Source organism: Pantoea sp. ACRSC, assembly GCF_022346785.1.
Lineage (GTDB): Bacteria > Pseudomonadota > Gammaproteobacteria > Enterobacterales > Enterobacteriaceae > Pantoea > Pantoea alvi.
In genome coordinates, this window is sequence record NZ_JAKRNN010000017.1 from 75,033 (window position 1) to 94,838 (window position 19,806).

A 19,806-nucleotide genomic window follows, 5' to 3' on the forward strand; every position below is an offset into this window, starting at 1 on the left:
TTTACGGTAAAAAATAGATAAAGGAAATAAGCTAAAGCACAGATAATGTCATTTTGAGCATAGTAATTTGTTACCGCAATCGGGTTAATTTTTTAGCATAAAATAACAAGAACCAATATAAACCAGTCTAAGAGTGGATCGGAGATGAATAGTTTTCGTGCGGTTGCCCTTACGGCAATAATGGCGCAACGCCGCGCTTATTTTTAATCGTGACCTGCGCTATCTTGCTGATAGTAGACGCATTAGCGCGATCGCATCATTATATGCGGCGCGCGGCTTTACAGCTCGTCTCTGCCATGACGGCAACGCGTTAAAAGAGAGCAGGTTATAAATCTTCAAAAACAGCGCACTCTTTGCGCAGCGTTATCATTAACGATAGCAATATTTACTAAATGAAAGCGCCAGCGTCTTTATAACACGCGCCAGGATAGTGACGTGCGAAACTATTGTCCGCGCTCAAATAGCTCACGTTGTTTCACTGTACTGTGATCTGGAATAAATTTTCTCCAGTGGAGCCGGGCCGGTTGTTATATTAATCCGCCGTTAATCAGCGAATTAAAAGACGCCAGCCATTTGCCCTGTCGACGCCGTTTAAATCTGCAGTCGATAGCAGGCAGGCGCAGGCGCTCGCTGAACATCGCGTTGTTTCCCCATCCTTTCGCATTTCAGGCCTGGCGGCCAGGGGCTGTACCCGCCCCGCAGTCGGATGCTGGAGGCAGGGCGACCTGACGCCCGCATTCAGCGTGGGCACCCGTGCTTTCCTGTAAATTCCAGTAGTTATGGCTTACTTTCGCCAGCGTTCTGCTTAAACCTCTTATTAATCAGGGTGTTTCGACCCCTCGCTTGTCCGTGTTGTTTTGCAGCATTTATTAACAATTGCTTGCAATGATAATGGCAATGCGTATATTTCTCATTTGCTTTATTACAGCATCACGTCAGAACAGCGTCCTGCGGCCGGGCAGGCGGGTCGAACCGGCAACCAGCGGCAGCCATAACCAATAATGAAATAGAGGAAGAGTGATGTCTTTTGATGTTCAGCGCGTCAGGGAATACCGTGCGGCCAACAGCGCCAGCGCCATAAAACACCCGCTGTAGCGCTCGCTGCTGGCCGTGCTGATTGCCGCCAGCGTTGCGCAGAGCGCCCACGCCGCCGATGCGGCCGCCGCCAGCGAACAGACGCTTACCGTTGACGCCAGCGCCAGCAGCACCGGGCAACAGGATCCGCGCGATTACAGCGTGCCTGTTACCCGCGCCGGTACCAAAATGGCGCTGATCGCGCGCGATATCCCCCAGTCGGTCACCATCGTCAGCAAGCAGCGCATGGAAGATCAGCAGCTTCAGTCGTTGAATGACGTGCTGCACAACACAATGGGGATCACCGGCGTCAGCAGCGATATGGATCGCACCAGCTACTATGCGCGCGGTTTCGAGATTGACAACTATATGGTTGATGGCATTCCGACCACCTTTGCCTCGCGCTGGAACCTCGGCGATGCGCAGTCGGATATGGCGCTTTATGAGCGCGTGGAAGTGGTGCGCGGTGCCACCGGTCTGCTGACCGGCCCCGGCAATCCCTCAGCGGCCATCAATATGGTACGCAAACACGCCGACAGCAAAGATTTTACCGGCAGCGTCTCCGCCACCTACGGCAGCTGGGGCAAACAGCGCTACGTCGCCGATCTCTCTACGCCGCTCAACAGCGACGGCAGCGTGCGCGGCCGCCTGGTAGCGGGCTATGACGATAAGAACAGCTTTATCGAACGCTACGGCGCCACGAAGCAGTTCGTCTACGGCGTGGTGGACGCCGATCTGACTGATTCCACCACGCTTTCCGTCGGCTACGAGTTTTCTCAAGTCAATACCGACTCGACGATGTGGAGCGGCACGCCGCGCTGGTACACCGACGGCACGCAGATCCATTCCCGTCGCGGCTACAATACCGCGCCGGAGTGGGCCTACAACGATAAAGAGAACAAGAAGGTCTTCGTTAACCTGAAGCAGGACTTCGACAACGGCTGGAACATCACGCTTAACGGCACCCACAACGAGATGTTCCTGGACAGCAAGCAGCTCTATCTCGACGGCTACTTCGATAAAACCAGCGGCCTCGGCGTCTCGCAGTATGCCGACTATCCGGTGGTGGGCGGAACCGGCTACAACACCGGCAAGCGTAAGGTCGATGCGGTCGATGCCTTCGCCAGCGGCCCCTACGAACTGCTGGGTCGTCAGCATGAGCTGATGGTCGGCGTTAACTACAGCCGCCAGCAGAATAAATATTACAGCGCCTGGGCCAATATTTCGGCTGACGAGCTGGGTAACTACAACAACTTCAACGGCGACTTCCCCGAAACTGACTGGGGTCCGCGCGAGCTGACGGCTGACAGCACCACGGTTCGCCAGAAATCGGTCTATCTCGCCACGCGCATTTCGCTGGCCGATCCGCTGCATCTGATCCTGGGCGCGCGCTACACCAACTGGAATCGCCAGACGCTGACCACCGGTGAGGAGCTGGAGAAAAACAACACCACGCCTTACGGCGGGCTGATTTATGACTTCGCGGAGAACTGGTCCGCCTACGCCAGCTATACCTCGGTGTTCCAGCCGCAGGACTACCGCGACAGCAGCGGCGCCTTCCTGTCGCCGGTGATCGGGAAAAACTACGAAGTGGGCGTAAAGTCTGACTGGCTGAACAGCCGTCTCACTACCACCCTGTCGCTGTTCCGCACCGAGCTGGATAACGTCGGCGAAGACACCGGGCAGATTATTCCGGGATCGCAGTCGACCGCCTACGCGGCAAAAGATGGCGTCGTCAGCCGCGGCGTGGAGTTCGAGGTAAACGGGGCGCTGACCGACAACTGGCAGATGACCTTCGGCGGTACCACCTATCTGGCGCAGGATCGCGACGGCAACGCCTATAACTCGCAGCTGCCGCGCACCAGCTTCAATCTGTTCACCAGCTATCGCCTGCCGATGCTCGATCAGCTGACGCTGGGCGGCGGCGTGAAGTGGCAGACCCACACCTGGCAGGATGTCGGCGCGCCGGAAGGCAACGGCACCTGGCATGCGACGCAGGGCAGCTATGCGCTGGTGGATCTCTTCGCCCGCTATGAGGTGAATAAAAATCTGTCACTGCAGGCCAACCTGAATAACCTGTTTGATAAAGAGTACGACACCTGGGTTGGCGCTTATAACGTCTATGGTGCGCCGCGCAACTTCTCGGTATCGGCGACCTATCGTTTCTAGTGGGATGGTGTGAATAAAACATCGGCGGGTCAGCTTTGGGCTGTACCCGCCGTGTTTGCTTATAAGACGCGCCATCGCCACAGCGTTTGAGCCGAGAGGCGAATGAGTCGTGGCGTTTAATATAGCGGTTTAAATATGAGTGACAACTGGGCGGAGATAAAAAGGGCCGCTTAAAGCGGCCCCCGCAAGGCGCTACGCCGCTGTCGTCTGCGCCGCGTCATAGGCCGCTACGCGTTCGCGGATCTTCGGCAGCAGCAGACGCCCGTAATCCGCCGCGTCGCGCAGCTGGTCGAAACCGCGGAACAGAAAGGTGGTGATGCCGAGCTTGTAATATTCCAGCGCCGCCTCCGCCACCGTTTCCGGCGCGCCCACCAGCGAGGTGGAGTTGCCCGCCGCGCCGGAAAGGGCAGCGATGCCGGTCCACAGACAGCTGTCATAGACCTTGCGCGCCGTCGCCAGCTGATACAGCCGCTGCGAGCCGGTATTGCTGTCGGGCTGAATCGCCTTTCCGCCGAGGGTTGCCTGCGCCTGCGCAAGCAGCCGATCGGCGCGCTGCCAGGCCTCTTCGTCGGTCGCGCCCAGCACCGGACGCAGCGACAGGCTGAAGCGGATACGATCTTCGCGACCATACTGCTTCGCCGCGGCCCGCACCTCGGCGATACGCTCTTTGACCTGCTCAAGCGGCTCGCCCCACATCATATAGACGTCGGCATGTTGCGCGGCAATCTTTACCGCCGCCTGCGACGCGCCGGAAAAATAGATCGGCACGCGCGGTTTAAGATATGGCTTCACCTCGGTAAAGTTATCCCGTACCTGGTAAAAATCCCCTTCAAAGCTGAACGGCTGTGGTGACGCCCAGACCCGCTTCATAATCTCCAGATATTCGCCGCTGCGCGCATAGCGGCTCTCCTTATCGAGAAAGTCGCCGTCGCGCTGCAGATCGCCGCTGTCGCCGCCGGTGATAACATTAATCGCCGCGCGCCCCTGGCTGAGCCGATCCAGAGTGGCGAACTGGCGCGCCGCAAAGGTCGGGGCCTGAAAACCGGGCCGATGTGCCACCAGCAGGCCGAGCTTGTCGGTGAGCGCCGCCACGTAGCTGGCGATAATCATCGAATCCGGCGCGCGGGTGTTGACCGCCAGCAGCACTTTGTCAAAACCCGCATACTCCTGCGTCTGGGCAAAGGCTTTGATAAAGGGGAGATCCACCACCTGACCGTTGCCAGCATCGGACTCGCTTGCTTCGTGCGCGCCGACCAGGCCAATAAACTCCAGCGTCATCATCTACTCCTGTCGAATAAAAGGGCCGCTTTGCCGGCGGCGGTGAAAACAGCATCGTCCTGCGGCGTATGAATCCGGCCGCACAGCACGTTGCGCAGGTGACGTTCGAGCGGGCTGGTACGCGTGAGCGCGTGATTGCCGATATGCTCGACCATCAGCTGCACGCTGCGAATGGCGTTGTCGATAGTGACCTGTTTCACTTTCGCCGCGTCGGATGTGGCGATCGCTCCCGCCGCCGCGCTGTCGAGCAGGGTACGGCTGGTAAAGAGCAGGGTTTCGATGCGTCCCGTCAGCTCCTGGAAGCGCGGCAGGCTCGCCAGCGGCTGGCCCAGGTTGGCAGGAACGCGCTGCTGTAGAAAGCGGATAAATTCACGCTGCGCCGCGCGCGCGATCGCGTCATACAGGCTGCCCAGCAGCACCGCCATCCACAGGCTCTCTTCGTCGCTGAGGCCGGGGCGCGGCGCGCTCCAGCGGCTGACGTTAACCGCATCTTCCAGCGGCACCCAGACCTCCTCCAGCACCACGCGGTGGCTGCAGGTGGCGCGCATGCCCAGGTGATCCCACTCCTCTTCAATGCGGATGCCGGGCGCGGAAGCGGGCACCAGCCAGGCACCTGCCAGCGGATCTGCGTCGTCACTGCGGCTCCAGACCAGAAACCAGCTCAGCCCGACGCTGCCGGTAGAGTAGATTTTCTCGCCGCTGATGCGCCAGCCGTCCGCGCCGCGTCGCGCCGTGGTGGCGGGCAGGCCGCCGCGCGCCGGGGTGCCAAGCTCCGGCTCGACGCGTAGTGCGTTGATTAACGCCCCTTGCTGCACGATGCTCTGCGCCACCTGGAGGCGCACGCTGGCGGGCCAGCTGGAGTCGTCGCCTAGCCGACGTGCGTTGAGGTACTGCATAATCAAAATCAGCGCGGTAGAGGGTTCCCCCTGCGCCACTGCCGCAATCACCGCGCGGCACTGCGCCAGGCTCGCGCCACCGCCGCCCGCCGACGCCGGCAGTGCGAAACTCAGCAGGCCGTGCTGGCGCAGCAGGGCGAAATTTGCCGTGGGAAACGCGCCTTGTCTGTCCACCTCTGCCGCGCTGCTTGCCAGCGTCTGGCTAATCACCGGCAGCAGCTCGTCGAGATATTCGCTAAGCGCCATCATCTTGCCTCAGTTATTTAGAGAGAGTTTCGATTCTTTATTTTTCTCCCGGCGATGTAAAAGCATTAAAGCGGATAACCACATGCGGAATCGGCATAATTTACAGGCTGGTTGCCCCGCCTGTTTCCCATTACTCTGCCTTCGTTGCTCTGTTTATTTGTTATTTCATTTCCGGGAAAGATTATTTTATTCGGGGGTACAGCTATGCCAGTAAATAGCGTTTTATCACGTCGGCAATTTTTGCATTATTCCGCCGCGGCGCTTGCCGCCAGCGCCTTTTCGCCACCGCTCTGGGCGCATGACGCCATGCCCGGTATGGCTATGTCGCCCGATCTGCTGCAGGGCGGCGCGGGCAAATGGGCGCTGGCGCAGCCGACGCCGGTCCGTCTGGCGGTCAACCTCAACGCCATCTGCCTGGCGCCGGTGGTCGTGGCGGATCAGCATCAGTTCTTTAAAGCGCACAACCTGGAGGTTGAGTTCGTCAACTTCGGCAACTCAACCGAGCTGCTGCTGGAGTCGATAGCCACTGGCAAGGCGGAAGCGGCGGTGGGTATGGCGCTGCGCTGGCTTAAGGCGCTGGAGCAGGGCTTCGACGTTAAGCTGACGGCGGGTACGCACGGCGGCTGTATGCGGCTGCTGACGCGCGACGACGGGCCGACCTCGCTGCAGGCGCTGAAAGGCAAGACTATCGGCGTTACCGATATGGCGGGTGCGGATAAGAACTTCTTCTCGCTGCTGCTCAAGCGTCACGGCGTCGATCCCAATACCGAGGTTGACTGGCGCGTCTTTCCGCAGGATTTACTGCCGATGGTGCTGCAAAAAGGGGAGATCCAGGCGGCGAGCGGCTCGGATCCGGTGATGTGGCGTCTGACGCAGCAGCCGGGCTACCGGGAGGTCGCCACCAATCTCAGCGATGCCTATGCCAGGCTGAGCTGCTGCGTCATCGGCACACGCGGTAGCCTCATCCGCGATCGGCCTGACGTGGCGGCGGCGATGACTCATGCGATTTTGCAGGCCCACGCCTACGCCGCACAGCATCCTGAGGTTATCGCCCAGGCCTTTAACAGCAAGGCGCTGAATACCCGTCCCGAGGAGATTGCCAGCGTACTGAAAACCCATACCCACGGCCACTATTCGGTGGGCGACGCTTTTGTGAAAGAGATTGATATTTACGCACGCGATCTGAAGGCAATTAATGTGCTGCGTCCGGAAACGGATTCGCTGCTGTTTGCGAAAGGCATTACCTCTGACGTACTGGCATCATAAAAAACGGCAGCCCCAGGCTGCCGTTTTACCTCTTCGTCTCTGACCACCCGCCTTACAGCTGCTGCGACGTCTGCACCGCCGTTGCCTCTTTCAGGCTTTCTACCGGCTGATCGTGATTAAACAGCCGCGTGCTGAGATAGTTGGCACCGCCGTCGGCCAGCAGCAGAACGATACGCTTGCCCTGATTCTCCGGCCGCGCCGCCAGCTGCTGGGCGGCAAACAGCACCGCGCCTGATGAATCCCCCACCAGAATGCCCTCCGCCAGCGCGAACTGACGCGCGGCCTGATACGCCTGCCAGGTTTCCACTGCAATCGCGTCGTCATAAACCTGCGGATCAAGGTTAGGCGGAATGCGCTCCGGCGGCTGGCCGCTGAAGGCGTGAACGCCGGTGATCTCCAGCGGTTCCGGACGCTGCGGGCCTGGCTGCGAGCCGATGCCCGGCTCGACAGCGATCACCTGAATGGTGGGATCCTGCGCCTTCAGATAGCGCCCGATGCCGGAAAGCGTGCCGCCGGTGCCCACCGAGGCGACAAAAATATCCAGCTTGCCCTGGGTATCGCGCCAGATTTCCGGGCCGGTGGTTAGCTCGTGTGCGCGCGGGTTGGCCGGATTCTGAAGCTGCTGCAGAAAATGCACGCCCGGCTCGGCTTCGCTCACCTGCGCTACCAGCCAGCGCGTGGCGGCGACAAAGTCACCCTCGCTGGCCTCATAAAAGTCGGCGAAGCCCGGCACGGTGCTGAAAGGCACCACCTCGGCGCCGTAGGCCTGAATAATCTTGCTGCGCTCGATGCTGACGAAATCGTTGATATAGACGCGAAAGCGGTAGCCTTTGGCCGCGGCGATGGAGGCGACGCCGATGCCGGTATTGCCGCTGGTGGTTTCGGCGAGAGTGTCACCTGGCTTAATCAAGCCGTCGCGCTCCGCTTGTTCAATCATCGCCAGCGCGATGCGATCCTTAACGCTGTGGTTAGGGTTAAAGAGTTCCAGCTTGCCGAGCAGTTCGGCGCGCACGCCGTGACGCTCGCTGAATCGCGACAGGCGTAGCAGCGGCGTTTGTCCAATCAGTTCGGTTACAGAGTTATAGACAGATGCAGCCACAGGCGACTCCTCTTGAGAAAGTATTACCATTTCACCGCGTTGCGCTGCCAGGCGAGCGTGCGGTCACGAACGATAAACAGCAGGGTGATCAGCGACGAGAACAGCACCGCCATCACGATAAGCGCGGCATACATATTGGCGTAGGCTGCCCAGCCCTGCGCCCACTGCAAATACCAGCCCAGCCCCGATTTGACGCCCATCATCTCCGCCGCCACCAGCACCGAAAAAGAGGCGCCCAGGCCCATAAACAGCCCCACAAACAGATGCGGCAGCGAGGCGGGAACCGCGACGCGCAGCACCAGGAACAGCGGCTTTGCGCCCAGGGTGCGGGCCACGTCGTAATAGCGGCTGTCGACGCTGGCGACGCCCGACCAGGTAAGCACCGTAACCGGGAACCAGGTCGCCAGCGCAATCAGAAACACGGCGGCGGCGAAGCTTGAGGGGAAAAAGTAGAGCGACAAGGGCAGCAGCGCGGTAGAGGGAACCGGGCCGAGAAAGCGCAAAACGGGATGTACCCAGTAGCCCAGCCCGCGCGACCAGCCGATAGCGACGCCGGTGACGAAGCCGACGACGCTGCCATAGAGAAAGCCGAACGCCAGCAGGCGCAGCGAATTCAGCACGCTGTCGAGCAGGCGCGGCCAGTCGGTGGCGTAGGCTTCAATCAGCGCGCGCGGCGGCGCGAAGAAGGGCGCGGGCAGCAGTGCCAGCTTGGCGGTGACGTATTCCCACACGCCAGTCAATAGCGCCAGCGCAATCAGCCAGCGCCCGCTGCGCTTCAGCGGCTGCCAGGCCTTTAGCGCAGGCGTGGCGCTGGCGGTGAGCACCAGCGCCGATAGCAGCGTCGCCAGCGCGATAAACAGCTCGTGCGTCTCGTTGACGAAGCGCGGTGCGGCGAAGCCCTGCGGTTTATCCGGCAGCGCCACCATCAGCGCCACCAGCGCCCACCAGGCCAGCAGCGCGCCCCACAGCGCCGGTTCAAGGCGGCGCGACTCGGCGCGGCGGCGCAACGTCAGAATATTTGTGGCCATGCGGCTCTCCCTAACTCATCTTCATATGGTGATGCTGGCCGTTATCGGGCAGCAGGTCGGGCACATAGTGAGCGGCAAACTGCTGCGCGTCGGTGTCCGGGCGGATCACGTTGATCTTTTTCAGCTCGTTAACGTAGGTCGCGACTTCGCCGCGCAGCTGCGCGCCGGTGGAGTGGTGGCTATGGGTATGCTCTTTCAGCATCGCAGCGATGGACTCGACCGGCACCGATCCAGGCACGAACGGCTGGAAGATCTTCGCCGTTTCCTCCGGGTGGTCGGCAGTCCACTGCTGTGCGTCAACGATCGCCTGGGTAATCGCCTGGGCGGTTTTCGCATCGTCGCGCACCAGCGAGCCGCGCAGTCCCAGCACGCAGCAGGTGAGGTGGGCATATTCACCGTTCAGATTGTTGTCGACCTCGACCAGATTGTGCTGCTGCTTCAGCAGCCAGCCTTGTGGATCGTCGGTGGCCAGCGCCTGTACTTCCCCTTTGCGCAGCGCTTCGCCGAACAGATCGGCGGGATACTGCAGCCAGTTCACCGCTTTATCCGGGTCGATGTCCTGTTTCGCCAGCTGAATCGCGAAGAAGTTGCGGATCGGACTTGCCTGGTCGGTTACCGCCACCGATTTGCCCACCAGGTCTTTCACACTGCGGATATTGCTGTTTTCTGGCGTCAGCAGACGCATACAGCCGCCGTGCGTGCCAACGGTCAGATCGACGTCGAAACCCTGCTCCAGCGGCTTAAGCCAGCGCAGCGCCATGCCGATGCCGCCGTCCGCCTGACCGGTGGCGATAGCCTGCAGCAGCGCATCGGTCGGGCCGCTGAAGTTCACCGGCTCGACGTTAAGGCCATACTTTTTAAAGAATCCCTGCTTCAGCGCCACGGAGATCGGCGACTGGCAAACCGCGGTTTGTCCCCAGGCCAGTTTGATAGTTTTTAACGGTCTCTCCTCCGCCAGAGCGGAGCCGGTAAACAGCGGACTTAACCCGATGCCTGCGCCCAGCGTGGCGAGGCCGCGCAGCAGCGCGCGGCGGCTTATCGACGATGAATCTATTGCCATAACGCTATTCCTTGTAGTGAATTACCGGGAAATTAACGCATGGGCTCGAGGCCGCCAAATAACAATCCCGCATGACCTCATGCGATATTTCATTATGAAGATCGGGTAAAACGATTATCGCTATCGGCATATTTCATTCGTGAGGCGCGTGCTATTTATGGAGCTATTAAGCGGACTGAGGAGAGTATTCGATGGCGATGCAAGCAGCAGGGGTAAATATCGAAATTGAGAATGTCAGCCACCACTTTACGCTGGAGGGCAGTGATTTGCCGGTGCTGGAGAATATCAGCCTGCGGGTGCGGCCAGGAGAATTTGTCGCGCTGCTCGGACCGTCCGGCTGCGGCAAATCGACGCTGCTGCGCCTGCTGGCCGGTCTGGAGCAACCCACCAGCGGGCTGCTGGCGGAAGAGGGGCGCGCCATTACCGCACCGCATCCGTCACGCGTGGTGGTGTTTCAGGATCCGACGCTCTATCCGTGGCGCACCATATACGACAATGTTGGGCTGGGGCTACAGATTCGCGGCGAGAGTAAACAGGCGGCGCAGGCCCGCATCGACGCTATGCTGCAGCGCGTCGGGCTGAAAGAGTTCGCGCGCGCCTGGCCGCATCAGCTTTCTGGCGGCATGGCGCAGCGCGCCGCGCTGGCGCGTGCGCTGGTAAATCATCCGCGCCTGCTGATCCTCGATGAGCCGCTCGGCAAGCTCGACTCGCTGACGCGCCTGCGCATGCAGCAGGAGATTGTCGATCTCTGGCAGGAGCAGAACTTTACGACGCTGATGGTAACGCACGACGTTGAAGAGGCGCTGGTTATGGCGAATCGTGTAGTGGTGTTTAGCTCGCGTCCGGCGCGGGTGCTGGATGTGATCGAGGTTGAGCAGGCCTACCCGCGCCGCCGCGACGATCCGGCGCTGGTGGCGCTGCGCAGCCGGGTGCTGGCGCTGCTGGGAGCAGAACAGGCCGCGGCCTGAAATGCCCCGCTATTTATTCAGGCGCGATGCCATTTTCAGCGCGTTGTCGAAGATAGCGTCGGCGATCGCCGGCGGAATAACGGCAGGCAGTCCTTGCCTGACGCGCGCCACGGCGGCGGGCAGCGCCTCGGCGAAGAAGGCGAGGATCTGCGCCATCCGTTCCGTGGAGAAGCGGACGCTTTCTGCCGTGGCGAGGAAATGGCGCGGAAAGATCTTATCGATTTCACTTTTTTTGCCTTTCGACGCGGCCAGCCCCATTGCCAGCTTCAGCTCGCGGATATTGAGGCCAGCGCCGCCCAGCACCGGATAAGCGGAAAGGATGTCGTAAAAGGGGGTCAGCCGGTAGCTGCCGCCGCGCTCAATATAGAGCGAAAAGTTTTTCGCATGTCCGTCCGTCGCGCCGATCAGCCACTGGAATACCTGAAACTTCATAAAATCGTCGCGATCCTCCAGGGCATTGCTGGAGCCCATCAGCAGCGACATGATCGCCGCGATGCCCGGGCCGCCGTCGGACTCATATTTCGTCGCGCAGGCGAGGCCGAGACTCTGACAGATATCCTCCTGCGGCAGACGCAGCAGCCGGGCGCCGTCGGCGCTCCAGCGGCGGTCGAACCGCGTGACCGCCAGCGCGCGCAGCCTGCCCGCCGTGATAATGCTGGCGTCGGGCACGCGAAAGCCCAGCTCGCGCGCCAGCGCCAGACAGACATATTCATTCTCTACGCTGTTGCGCATATCAAGGGTGGCGAAGGGCTGCTTAATTTCGCCGATCGGTAGCTTGATAATATGTGATGTCGGCGTCGGGCCGTGGGGGATCGCCCAGCCTTCCGGGGTGAGCAGCAGCGCGGTCTTCTCCTGCGCGCCCGCTACGGAAATGCGGAAGTCACGCTCTTCCGGGATCATGCCCAGCGGAATATCGCTCTGGTAGGCCGAGAGGATCTTTTCCAGCCGCGCCGTATCCAGCGATTCATAGCTGATGGTGAGATCGGGCGCGGCGGCCTCTTCTGGCAGCAGCATCACCGCGCCGACGCTGTCGCGGCCCACTTCACGCAGCAGATCGAACGGCTGCATCGACTTTGCCCGATAGCGGTTGAGGATGCGCTCTCTGACGCGGGGATTGTCCGGCAGCAGGTTGTCGAAAAAATTGATGACGCTGACCGAGGCGATAGCGGGATATTGCAGCGGCAGCGAGAGTGACAGCGGCCTCGCCAGCGGATTGCTCAGCCAGCCCGGCGCATACTGAAAAAGATGCGCGCCATTTTTCTGACGCGTCAGGGTGCCGACGCGCTCGCCGTTCATCCAGGCGCTAAGCCGATCCATTACCAGTCAAGCTCCTTGCCGTTTTGCGCCGATTGGCCCTGAATCACCAGCTCCTGCTCCAGCGACTGCAGGATTTTAAACAGGGTGGTCAGCGTGGTCTTGTCAGGATTGTTTTCAAAATTAGAGACCGTGGCCTGCTTGATACCGACACGGCGCGCCAGATCGCTCTGCGACCAGCCGCGCTTCTGCCGCTCAAGCCGGATTAAGTGGGCCAGCTGTTTGGGACTGTATATCATCGCCGCTCCTGAATAGAGGCGGGGAAGCAGCTATCCCCGCCTGGGGATAAGTCAGAAGTTATACCCACCAGAGGATAAAGTAAAGTTTATCCTCTCTCAGGGATAAATCAGCCGCCCCAGCGGCGCTGCAGATAGCGAACCGCCGGCTGCGTCTGTGGCTGATTAAGATAGTTTTCCCGGAACAGAATAGTGCCGTCGATACCCGGCGTGCTTTCGTTCAGGTCGAGCTGCTTCTTCAGCTCCGGCACGCCGTTCTCTACCGTCCAGTCCGGCTCGGTACGCGACGGTTCGCCGATTTTATAGAGCGCGACGCCGATATAGAGGCGCGTATGGGTCGGCTTCACCACCTGCGCCCACCAGTGGGCCAGCACGTCGTAGCGCGCCGCCTGGCGTGCAAAAGGCCAGTAGAGCTGCGGTGCGATATAGTCGAGCAGCCCCTGCTGCACCCAGCGGCGGGTGTCGGCGAAGGCTTCGTCATAGGCCGCCGCGCCGCGCGTGTCAGAGCCAGCCGCATCGTGCGACAGATTACGCCAGACGCCCGCCGGACTGACGCCAAACTCGACCTGCGGTTTGATCTGCCTGATGGTGCGCGATACCTGCTCTATCAGCAGTTGCGTATTGTGTCGCCGCCAGTCCGCTTTAGAGGCGAATCCCTGGCCCCAGGCGCGCCAGGTCTGCGCATCGTTTAGCGGCGACTCTGCCGTTTCTGCATAAAAGTAATCGTCGAACTGCACGCCGTCGACCGGGTAGCGTCTTACCACTTCCGCCACGATGCTGGTGATCCAGTCGCGCGCGTCCGGGATGCCGGGATCCAGCACCAGCCGATCGCCCGCGGTGCGGATCCAGTCGCGATGCAGCACATAGACGCTGGCTGGGTGCAGCGACAGGGTGCGGTTTAGCTCGGCAAGAGTTGACGGGCGGGTATTCACGGCAACGCGATAGGGATTGAACCACGCGTGGACTTTCATGCCGCGCTTGTGCGCCTCATCCAGCATAAACATCAGCGGATCGTAGCCGGGATCGGCGCCAAGAGTGCCGGTCAGCATATCGGACCAGGGCAGAATATCGGAGCGCCAGAGCGCAGTGCCGTCTGGCTTAACCTGAAAGAACACCGTGTTGATGCCCAGGCTTTTCAACCTGTCGAGTTTGGCGGTCAGCGCCTGCTGCTGTAGCTGGATGCGCTGCGCGGCGCTGCTGAGATTAACCGAGTTGACCGGCGGCCAGTCGAGGCGGGAGACGGTTGCCAGCCAGACGCCGCGCACCGGCTGCTGCGTGGCTGCCGGCGTGCTGGTTTGCGGCTGCGGCTGCGGCTTAGCGCTGGGAAAGGGCGTCACCAGTGACTTAGGCGGTTCAGAGGCGCAGCCGGCCAGCAGCAGCGCGGCGGCGAGCAGCAGCTTTTTGCGCGCCGCGCAGAAGGAGAAGGTGGAATGGCTAATGGTAAACTCCCTTTCATATTGCTCACTATCCGGAGAGCATCATTCTCTGGTTATCACGGCGTAAGTCAACCGCTTATCGGAATGTGTACCTTGAGGAAAAGGATGAGCCGTTGTCCAGAGAGGCGCGGGTGAGGGAACGCAGGTTTAGCGATAACGCCTGCCGAACGGCCGCGGCGGATCGCTTCTGACGATCGATATCTGGGGTGAGCGTCAGCCTGCGACGGCATACAGGCGAACATCGGCCGGCACCTTAACATCCAGGGGCCGCGCCTGTTCAGCAGGGCTGACACTCACGACGTGAACGCCTGCAACTCTTTAAATCCGGGTCACAGGAGGCGGTAAGGGTTTACATACCGGCCTGCGGCATCTGCTGGGCGGCCTTCAGATGCTGCTCTACAACCGGCGTATGCGCATCGGCCAGCGCCTTCACTGCGGGATCCTTGATCTTTTTGGCGTCACTTTGCAGCGTCGACAGCACCATCTTGTGATCTTTCGTGCCGGCGTTTTGCATATACATTTTGTCAAAGGCGGCGCCGCTCTGCTTGTCCAGTTTAGCGGCCATCGTTTTGTGTTTAGCGTCCGGTTCCGTAGGCAGCGACACCCCTTTTTGTTCGGCGACCGTCTGTACTTTGGTCAGAGCGGCGCTATGGTCATCAACCATTTTCTGAGCAAAGGCTTTGACGTCGCTGCTTTCAGCCTTGCTCAGCGCAATTTTGGCGGCGGCGACTTCATTGATATTGGCCTGCGCCATATCCTTCAGCGCTTTTTCGTCGCCGGCGCTGAGTCTGGCGCTCGACTCTCCTGCGGCACTGGTTTGTGCCGCGCTGGCTGGCGTCTGGGCATGCAGGCCGACAGCACTGAACATCGCGACAACGGCCGACAGGGCCAGCAGACCTTTCAGGGTTTTATTATTGGGCATTTTATTCTCCAGATAAGCGTAGGGAAGGCTGGCGTCAGGTTATTAAGCGCGCGCAGCTTCGTATAGAGATTACAGGTGCACTAGTCAGTATAGTGGGACAACCCTGTAAGACGGCGAAAAGGGCAAACTAAAAAGCGGTACAGGGATATTAATGAAAATAACATGCGCTGATAATGATGTCGGGAAGCAGTCAGAGCCGCTGCCACTCTGGGCTTAACCAAAGTGGCGTGATGCCATAAGCGCAATATAGCGGGGCGGCAGGTTTATGCTTATCTCCTTTTTAACCTTTCCCATTGCTCGAGAGTCAGCGTAAATACCAGGTTAGCTGGCGGATCATCTGGATCATCGACTCTTTGCATCAATAACAAACCGGCTTTTTCAAGCACGCGGCGCGAAGCTAAATGAGTTTCGCGCGTTACGCCGACAATTTCGGGAAGTTTCAGCTCGTCAAATCCATATATCAATGCGCGGCGAGAGAGTTCAGTGGCATAACCTTTACCCCAGGCTTCAGGTTCAAACCGATAGCCGAGGTTGTTAGTTTGTCGACCATTGAACGCACTGACGAAGATGCCGCCAAAACCAATTACCCTTTCAGGCTCGCTCTTTTCACAGATGGCCCAGTCGTCAAAACCATAACGTTCACGGTCTGCGGTACGCAGCAGAATAACATTACGGCTATGCTCAATGTCCCGGTGTGGTCCTGCCGGGTTAAACCGGTGTGTTCTGACGTCGCCGTAAATGCGAAACAGCGCTTCCAGATCGGACATGATTACCGGTCGGTAAAGCAGCCTTTCTGACTCCCAGTACATGAATCACTCCATTTTCTGCAGCTTATTAATTGAAAGGTTTAGCCAGCCAGGCAAAGCCTGAGAATGACCACGATAAACGCTTTACGCGTTGATGTCCGTTTTCCGTTAGCAGGAAGCCGGGGAGGGGATGGCTGACAGATACTCTGGGCGCAAAGCTGAGACTGAGACAGATAATTTACGCCTTTCTCTTATAAAACCTGACCATAATACCATCGCTTCCCTGTAAACCATTCATCGTGACCTTCGCTTCCATCCTGTTCGAGCGTGATACCCCGTTCCTGCACATTGTCCGGCAAGATGAGTTCAGCAAGGAGAGGGTTGCGGCGGCATCAGGGCGAACCCGGCTGACGGCCCGAGAGGGGAGCCGAAGCGGAAAAGAGGGGCTTAGCTGGCTGGCGAATCAGGCGGGCATTCGCACAGCCAGCTGACCTTTTCAGATTACTTAAGAGAATAGCGGGCCGGGGCGGCAGCGGGGCCGGAGGCGCGCCGGATAAGCCGGATGCTCAGCCCCGCGCCAGCCGCGAGGCATAGCGCCATCGCCAGAAGCGCGGCGATAAAGGCGTGGGTGATAGCGGCTGCGCTGTGACCGTTGCCCAGGATGCTGTAAAAAATGCCGCCGATAATAGCAACGCTCAGCGCCGTACTGATCTGCAATGTCGAGCTGGTTACGCCGGCAATCATACCGGAAAAGGCGGGGGCAACCTGGCCGGTTACCATCCGCACCAGCGTTGGCATCGCCAGCCCCTGGCCAAGACCGGTGGCAAAAAGGAGCAGCGCGAGCGGCAGCATAACGGGAGGCGTGCCGGTGTGCGTATGTGCGATCAGCCATGCCAGACCCGCTAATCCTGTGGTCTCGAATCCCATGCCGATAGCGCTAAGGTAATTTCCCACAAAACGCCGCAAAGCGGGCGTCAGCAGCGGCCCAATCAAAAAGCCGATGCCAAAAGGCAGAAAAAGCGTGCCCGCGCGCAGGGCGTTTAAATGCAGCGCGCCCTGCAGATAGATGGAAAACAAAAGAAAAAACGTGCCGATGGAGTAAAACAGCAAAACAATCGTCAGTCCCTGGCCCAGTCCGGGCGCGCGCAATACGGTCGGATCAAGCAGCGGCGAACCGCCATTCCGGCTGAGACGATGTTCATAACGCCAGAGCCACGAGGCCAGCAGCGGGACGGCAACCAGTAGCAGCCACGTCCACCAGGGCCATCCCGCTTCGCGGCCTTCAATCAACGGCACAATCAGCGCGGTCAGCGTAAGGGTGGCCAGCAGCATGCCGACAGGATCGAGTCGCTGTGCCGATTGCGCTCGCGTCTCTTTCAGCAGCGGCAGGCCAAAGAGAATAACCAGCAGCGCCACCGGCAGGTTAACGAGAAAAATAGCCCGCCATCCCAGGTGAAACAGATCCGCTGAAATCAGGATGCCGCCCAGTATCTGCCCGATAACAGAGGCGAGACCAAACACCGCGCCGTAGATACTCATCGCTAACGGCTTCTCCGCGTCGGGAAAAATGGCCTGCACCGACGCCAGCGCCTGGGGCGCCATAACGGCGGCCGTGACCCCCTGTAACATCCGCCCGGTAATCAGCACCCAGGGCGACCAGGCTAAACCGCACAGCAGCGATGCGGCGGCAAATCCGATAAGCCCCAGGAAAAACATTCTCCCGCGACCGTAAATATCCCCCAGCCGGCCACCGGTAATTAAGGTCACCGCATAGACGGCAGCATAGGAGGAGATGACCAGCTGCTCAGCCGAGGAAGAGGTGCTCAGGTCACTCTGAATCGCGGGCAGCGCCACGTTAACGATAAAAAAATCGAGCGGCGGCAAAAAGGCGCCGACCAGCAGAATAACGAACATTGCCCAGCGACGCGGCTCGGCTTGCGTGATGCTCTGTGCCGACATAGAAGGCTCCTTATAGAGGGTAGCGTCCCCCTTAAGGGACGTCTGGTAATAGCAAAACAGGGTGTTACGCCGTCAGAAGGACGCGGGGCTTAGCGCATACCGCCGGAGGCCAGAATCACCTCACCGCTGATCCATCGCGCCTCGTCTGAGGCGAGAAAAGAGACGACTGGCGCAACGTCCTCCACCTGACCGATGCGGCCGAGCGGCGTCTGCTCTTCATTCCAGCGCTGGAAGTCGGAGTTCATTGCACCGACGCTGTGGCTGCCTTCGGTTTCTATCAGGCCGGGATTAACCGCGTTGACGCGAATCCCCCTGGGGCCAAGCTCTTTTGAAAGTACGCCGGTGATGGCGTCAATCGCGCCTTTGGCACCGCTGTAGATGGCGCTCTCGGCAATAAAGACGCGGGTGACAAACGAACTTATGTTAATGATGCTGCCGCCGCTGCTCAGGTGCGGTGCGGCGGCGGCGGTCACTAACAGCGGGCCAAGCACATTGATGTCGAACTGCCGGCGGTAGAGCGCTTCGGTGCTCTCTTCAATGCTGGCGAACTGATAAATACCGGCGTTGTTTACCACAATGTCCAGCCGCCCGAAGGTGTCGATGGCGGCGTTGACCAGCGCCTCGACCTCTGGCTGGCGGGTGACATCCGCCGCGACCGCCACAGCCTGCCCGCCGGCGGCTTCAATATCGGCGACCACCTTTTCGGCACCGCTTCGGCTTGAGGCGTAACTGACGACGACCCTGGCGCCGTCGGCCGCCAGCTGACGGGCAATGCCGGCACCGATCCCTTTGGATCCGCCGGTTACAAGGGCAACTTTGTCGCTTAATTTGTTCATCTTTCAGCTTCCTGACAGGGGGGGTGGATAATGGAAGCTAGAGTGCTACTTACACAGTTGTTTGAGAACTGACACTTTTGTATATTGGATGTTCATTTTTGAACGGGGAGGCCAGGGCATGGAGTGGAGTGACGTGCAGATATTTCTTGCTGTCATGCGAAACGGCTCTTTCGGCAAGGCGGCCCAGAGCCTTGGCGTAAGCCATCCCACGGTGGGACGCCGCATAAAGGCGCTGGAGGATGAGGCGCAGCAGGCGCTCTTTCGCCGCACAAGCGAGGGGCTGGTGCTGACGGACGCGGGTGACGGGGTGATGAAGCTGGCCGAGGCGATGGAAAACTCCGCGCTGGCGATGGAAAGGCGCCTGGCAGGAAATCACGACCGCCTTGAAGGGATATTGCGAATATCCTCAGCAGAGTGGTTTGCTAACTACGTTCTGGCACCTGTACTGGGCGAACTGACGCGCCGCCATCCGGCGATTGTGCCGGAAATCATCGCAAGTTTTCGCCTGCTCGATCTGTCGCGCCGCGATGCGGACATAGCGTTTCGCATCGTGCCTTTTACCGATCCCGATATTGTTCAGCGCCGACTGATGAGCATGCCCTATGCCCTTTACGGCACGCCTGAAAATGCACAGGCAATACTACGCGATCCCTCATCGGTGGGGCTGATCCTGATGAACACCGAGCAATCGCACTTCCCTGACGTCTCCTGGCATCTTGAGCGGTTTCCGCACTCAAGACTTGCCTTTAAAAGCACCAGCCGGGCGGTTCAGGCGCAAATGTGTCGGCGCGGCATGGGCGTCGCCGTGCTGCCACAGCCCCTGGGCGATGCCACCCCTGGGCTGCAGCGCATTGCGACCCCTGATTTACCTCCCTCAAGAGATATCTGGGTCGGCTACCATCAGGACCTGCGGCATATGGATCGTCTCCGCGCCCTGCTGGATATTGCTGATGCGATGCTGGCTTAAAGAAGCGTAGCGGATTTCATCAGGGCAAGCGGCAAGGCAGGCTGCACGGATAAGGTGGCCTGACAAATATTACGCTTTTAATTCCCCGTGCCGGCGGACCACCTCGTCAATAATATAACGCATAATGCCTTCCATAAAATCAGGGTCGAAATCCGCACTTTGCGCAATGGCTTTCAGCCTGTTGAGGGCTTTGTTGAATAAATCGAACTTTTGCTGAGTTGAAGGATCAGATCACGCATCCTCCCGACAACACAGACCGTTCCGTGGCAAAGCAAAAATTCAAAATCACCAACTGGCCCACCTACA

17 protein-coding genes are annotated in these 19,806 nt (G+C 59.6%); 5 read left to right on the top strand and 12 right to left on the bottom strand.

What is annotated here, in order from left to right:
* The first annotated feature begins 1,110 nt into the window (after positions 1–1,110).
* Complete coding sequence (gene fhuE, locus MHZ97_RS16270) at positions 1,111–3,243, top strand: ferric-rhodotorulic acid/ferric-coprogen receptor FhuE (RefSeq protein WP_375337771.1); 2,133 nt, start codon at positions 1,111–1,113, stop codon at positions 3,241–3,243.
* A gap of 192 nt (positions 3,244–3,435) precedes the next feature.
* Here fhuE and MHZ97_RS16275 read toward each other — a convergent pair whose 3' ends face one another.
* Complete coding sequence (locus MHZ97_RS16275) at positions 3,436–4,521, bottom strand: LLM class flavin-dependent oxidoreductase (RefSeq protein ID WP_239315037.1); 1,086 nt, start codon at positions 4,519–4,521, stop codon at positions 3,436–3,438.
* Entirely contained in the window at positions 4,521–5,666 is a 1,146-nt protein-coding gene (locus tag MHZ97_RS16280) for an acyl-CoA dehydrogenase family protein (RefSeq protein ID WP_239315038.1), read from the bottom strand. The genes MHZ97_RS16275 and MHZ97_RS16280 overlap by 1 nt, the downstream gene beginning before the upstream one ends.
* Positions 5,667–5,867: 201 nt before the next feature.
* Here MHZ97_RS16280 and MHZ97_RS16285 point away from each other — a divergent pair, with 201 nt between their 5' ends.
* Positions 5,868–6,929 (top strand): ABC transporter substrate-binding protein, encoded by a 1,062-nt coding sequence (locus MHZ97_RS16285; RefSeq protein ID WP_103796658.1) that lies wholly within the window; start codon positions 5,868–5,870, stop codon positions 6,927–6,929.
* A 52-nt stretch (positions 6,930–6,981) separates the two neighbouring features.
* Here MHZ97_RS16285 and MHZ97_RS16290 read toward each other — a convergent pair whose 3' ends face one another.
* Genes MHZ97_RS16290 through MHZ97_RS16300 form a run of 3 tightly spaced genes read right to left on the bottom strand, consistent with a single transcriptional unit; the run spans position 6,982 to position 10,116 of the window.
* Positions 6,982–8,028 carry a PLP-dependent cysteine synthase family protein gene (locus MHZ97_RS16290; RefSeq protein ID WP_239315039.1) on the bottom strand — a complete coding sequence of 349 codons (1,047 nt, stop codon included), beginning with the start codon at positions 8,026–8,028 and terminating at the stop codon, positions 6,982–6,984.
* Positions 8,029–8,051: 23 nt separating this feature from the next.
* Positions 8,052–9,056 carry an ABC transporter permease gene (locus tag MHZ97_RS16295; protein WP_103796656.1) on the bottom strand — a complete coding sequence of 335 codons (1,005 nt, stop codon included), beginning with the start codon at positions 9,054–9,056 and terminating at the stop codon, positions 8,052–8,054.
* A gap of 10 nt (positions 9,057–9,066) precedes the next feature.
* The gene (locus MHZ97_RS16300; protein ID WP_239315040.1) at positions 9,067–10,116 is read right to left on the bottom strand and encodes an ABC transporter substrate-binding protein; all 1,050 of its coding nucleotides are present in this window, start codon (positions 10,114–10,116) and stop codon (positions 9,067–9,069) included.
* A gap of 191 nt (positions 10,117–10,307) precedes the next feature.
* Here MHZ97_RS16300 and MHZ97_RS16305 point away from each other — a divergent pair, with 191 nt between their 5' ends.
* A complete protein-coding gene (locus MHZ97_RS16305) occupies positions 10,308–11,084 on the top strand; it encodes an ABC transporter ATP-binding protein (RefSeq protein WP_103796654.1) in 777 nt (258 codons plus the stop codon).
* A gap of 9 nt (positions 11,085–11,093) precedes the next feature.
* On the opposite strand, the gene MHZ97_RS16310 is transcribed toward MHZ97_RS16305, so the two are convergent.
* The 7 genes from MHZ97_RS16310 to MHZ97_RS16340 form a co-directional block, all read right to left on the bottom strand.
* Positions 11,094–12,401 carry a type II toxin-antitoxin system HipA family toxin gene (locus MHZ97_RS16310; RefSeq protein ID WP_239315041.1) on the bottom strand — a complete coding sequence of 436 codons (1,308 nt, stop codon included), beginning with the start codon at positions 12,399–12,401 and terminating at the stop codon, positions 11,094–11,096.
* A complete protein-coding gene (hipB, locus tag MHZ97_RS16315) occupies positions 12,401–12,637 on the bottom strand; it encodes a type II toxin-antitoxin system antitoxin HipB (protein WP_239315042.1) in 237 nt (78 codons plus the stop codon). Before hipB ends, MHZ97_RS16310 begins: the two co-directional genes overlap by 1 nt.
* Positions 12,638–12,744: 107 nt before the next feature.
* Positions 12,745–14,073, bottom strand: a complete 1,329-nt coding sequence (locus tag MHZ97_RS16320) for a glycoside hydrolase family 10 protein (RefSeq protein WP_239315054.1) — start codon at positions 14,071–14,073, stop codon at positions 12,745–12,747.
* A gap of 346 nt (positions 14,074–14,419) precedes the next feature.
* Positions 14,420–14,992 (bottom strand): DUF4142 domain-containing protein, encoded by a 573-nt coding sequence (locus MHZ97_RS16325; RefSeq protein WP_103796650.1) that lies wholly within the window; start codon positions 14,990–14,992, stop codon positions 14,420–14,422.
* Between the two features lie 269 nt (positions 14,993–15,261).
* Entirely contained in the window at positions 15,262–15,801 is a 540-nt protein-coding gene (locus MHZ97_RS16330) for a GNAT family N-acetyltransferase (RefSeq protein ID WP_239315043.1), read from the bottom strand.
* 438 nt (positions 15,802–16,239) lie between these two features.
* Positions 16,240–17,697: an MFS transporter gene (locus MHZ97_RS16335; protein ID WP_239315044.1), complete on the bottom strand. Its 1,458-nt coding sequence runs from the start codon at positions 17,695–17,697 to the stop codon at positions 16,240–16,242.
* An 89-nt stretch (positions 17,698–17,786) separates the two neighbouring features.
* Positions 17,787–18,533, bottom strand: coding sequence for an SDR family NAD(P)-dependent oxidoreductase (locus MHZ97_RS16340; protein ID WP_239315045.1), 747 nt, complete (start codon positions 18,531–18,533; stop codon positions 17,787–17,789).
* A 118-nt stretch (positions 18,534–18,651) separates the two neighbouring features.
* Here MHZ97_RS16340 and MHZ97_RS16345 point away from each other — a divergent pair, with 118 nt between their 5' ends.
* Both MHZ97_RS16345 and MHZ97_RS16350 read left to right on the top strand, forming a co-directional pair.
* Positions 18,652–19,500, top strand: coding sequence for a LysR family transcriptional regulator (locus tag MHZ97_RS16345; RefSeq protein WP_239315046.1), 849 nt, complete (start codon positions 18,652–18,654; stop codon positions 19,498–19,500).
* 218 nt (positions 19,501–19,718) lie between these two features.
* Positions 19,719–19,806, top strand: an 88-nt coding sequence (locus tag MHZ97_RS16350) for a hypothetical protein (RefSeq protein ID WP_239313698.1), incomplete at its 3' end; no start/stop codon positions are given.

Bases quoted from the DNA above. Each gene is read 5' to 3' on its own strand.
- MHZ97_RS16275 (WP_239315037.1), bottom strand. From the start codon at position 4,521: ATGACGCTGGAGTTTATTGGCCTGGTCGGCGCGCACGAAGCAAGCGAG.
- MHZ97_RS16295 (WP_103796656.1), bottom strand. From the start codon at position 9,056: ATGGCCACAAATATTCTGACGTTGCGCCGCCGCGCCGAGTCGCGCCGC.
- MHZ97_RS16335 (WP_239315044.1), bottom strand. From the start codon at position 17,697: ATGTCGGCACAGAGCATCACGCAAGCCGAGCCGCGTCGCTGGGCAATG.
- hipB (WP_239315042.1), bottom strand. From the start codon at position 12,637: ATGATATACAGTCCCAAACAGCTGGCCCACTTAATCCGGCTTGAGCGG.
- MHZ97_RS16345 (WP_239315046.1), top strand. From the start codon at position 18,652: ATGGAGTGGAGTGACGTGCAGATATTTCTTGCTGTCATGCGAAACGGC.
- MHZ97_RS16300 (WP_239315040.1), bottom strand. From the start codon at position 10,116: ATGGCAATAGATTCATCGTCGATAAGCCGCCGCGCGCTGCTGCGCGGC.
- MHZ97_RS16340 (WP_239315045.1), bottom strand. From the start codon at position 18,533: ATGAACAAATTAAGCGACAAAGTTGCCCTTGTAACCGGCGGATCCAAA.
- MHZ97_RS16310 (WP_239315041.1), bottom strand. From the start codon at position 12,401: ATGGATCGGCTTAGCGCCTGGATGAACGGCGAGCGCGTCGGCACCCTG.
- MHZ97_RS16325 (WP_103796650.1), bottom strand. From the start codon at position 14,992: ATGCCCAATAATAAAACCCTGAAAGGTCTGCTGGCCCTGTCGGCCGTT.
- MHZ97_RS16330 (WP_239315043.1), bottom strand. From the start codon at position 15,801: ATGTACTGGGAGTCAGAAAGGCTGCTTTACCGACCGGTAATCATGTCC.
- MHZ97_RS16285 (WP_103796658.1), top strand. From the start codon at position 5,868: ATGCCAGTAAATAGCGTTTTATCACGTCGGCAATTTTTGCATTATTCC.
- MHZ97_RS16305 (WP_103796654.1), top strand. From the start codon at position 10,308: ATGGCGATGCAAGCAGCAGGGGTAAATATCGAAATTGAGAATGTCAGC.
- MHZ97_RS16280 (WP_239315038.1), bottom strand. From the start codon at position 5,666: ATGATGGCGCTTAGCGAATATCTCGACGAGCTGCTGCCGGTGATTAGC.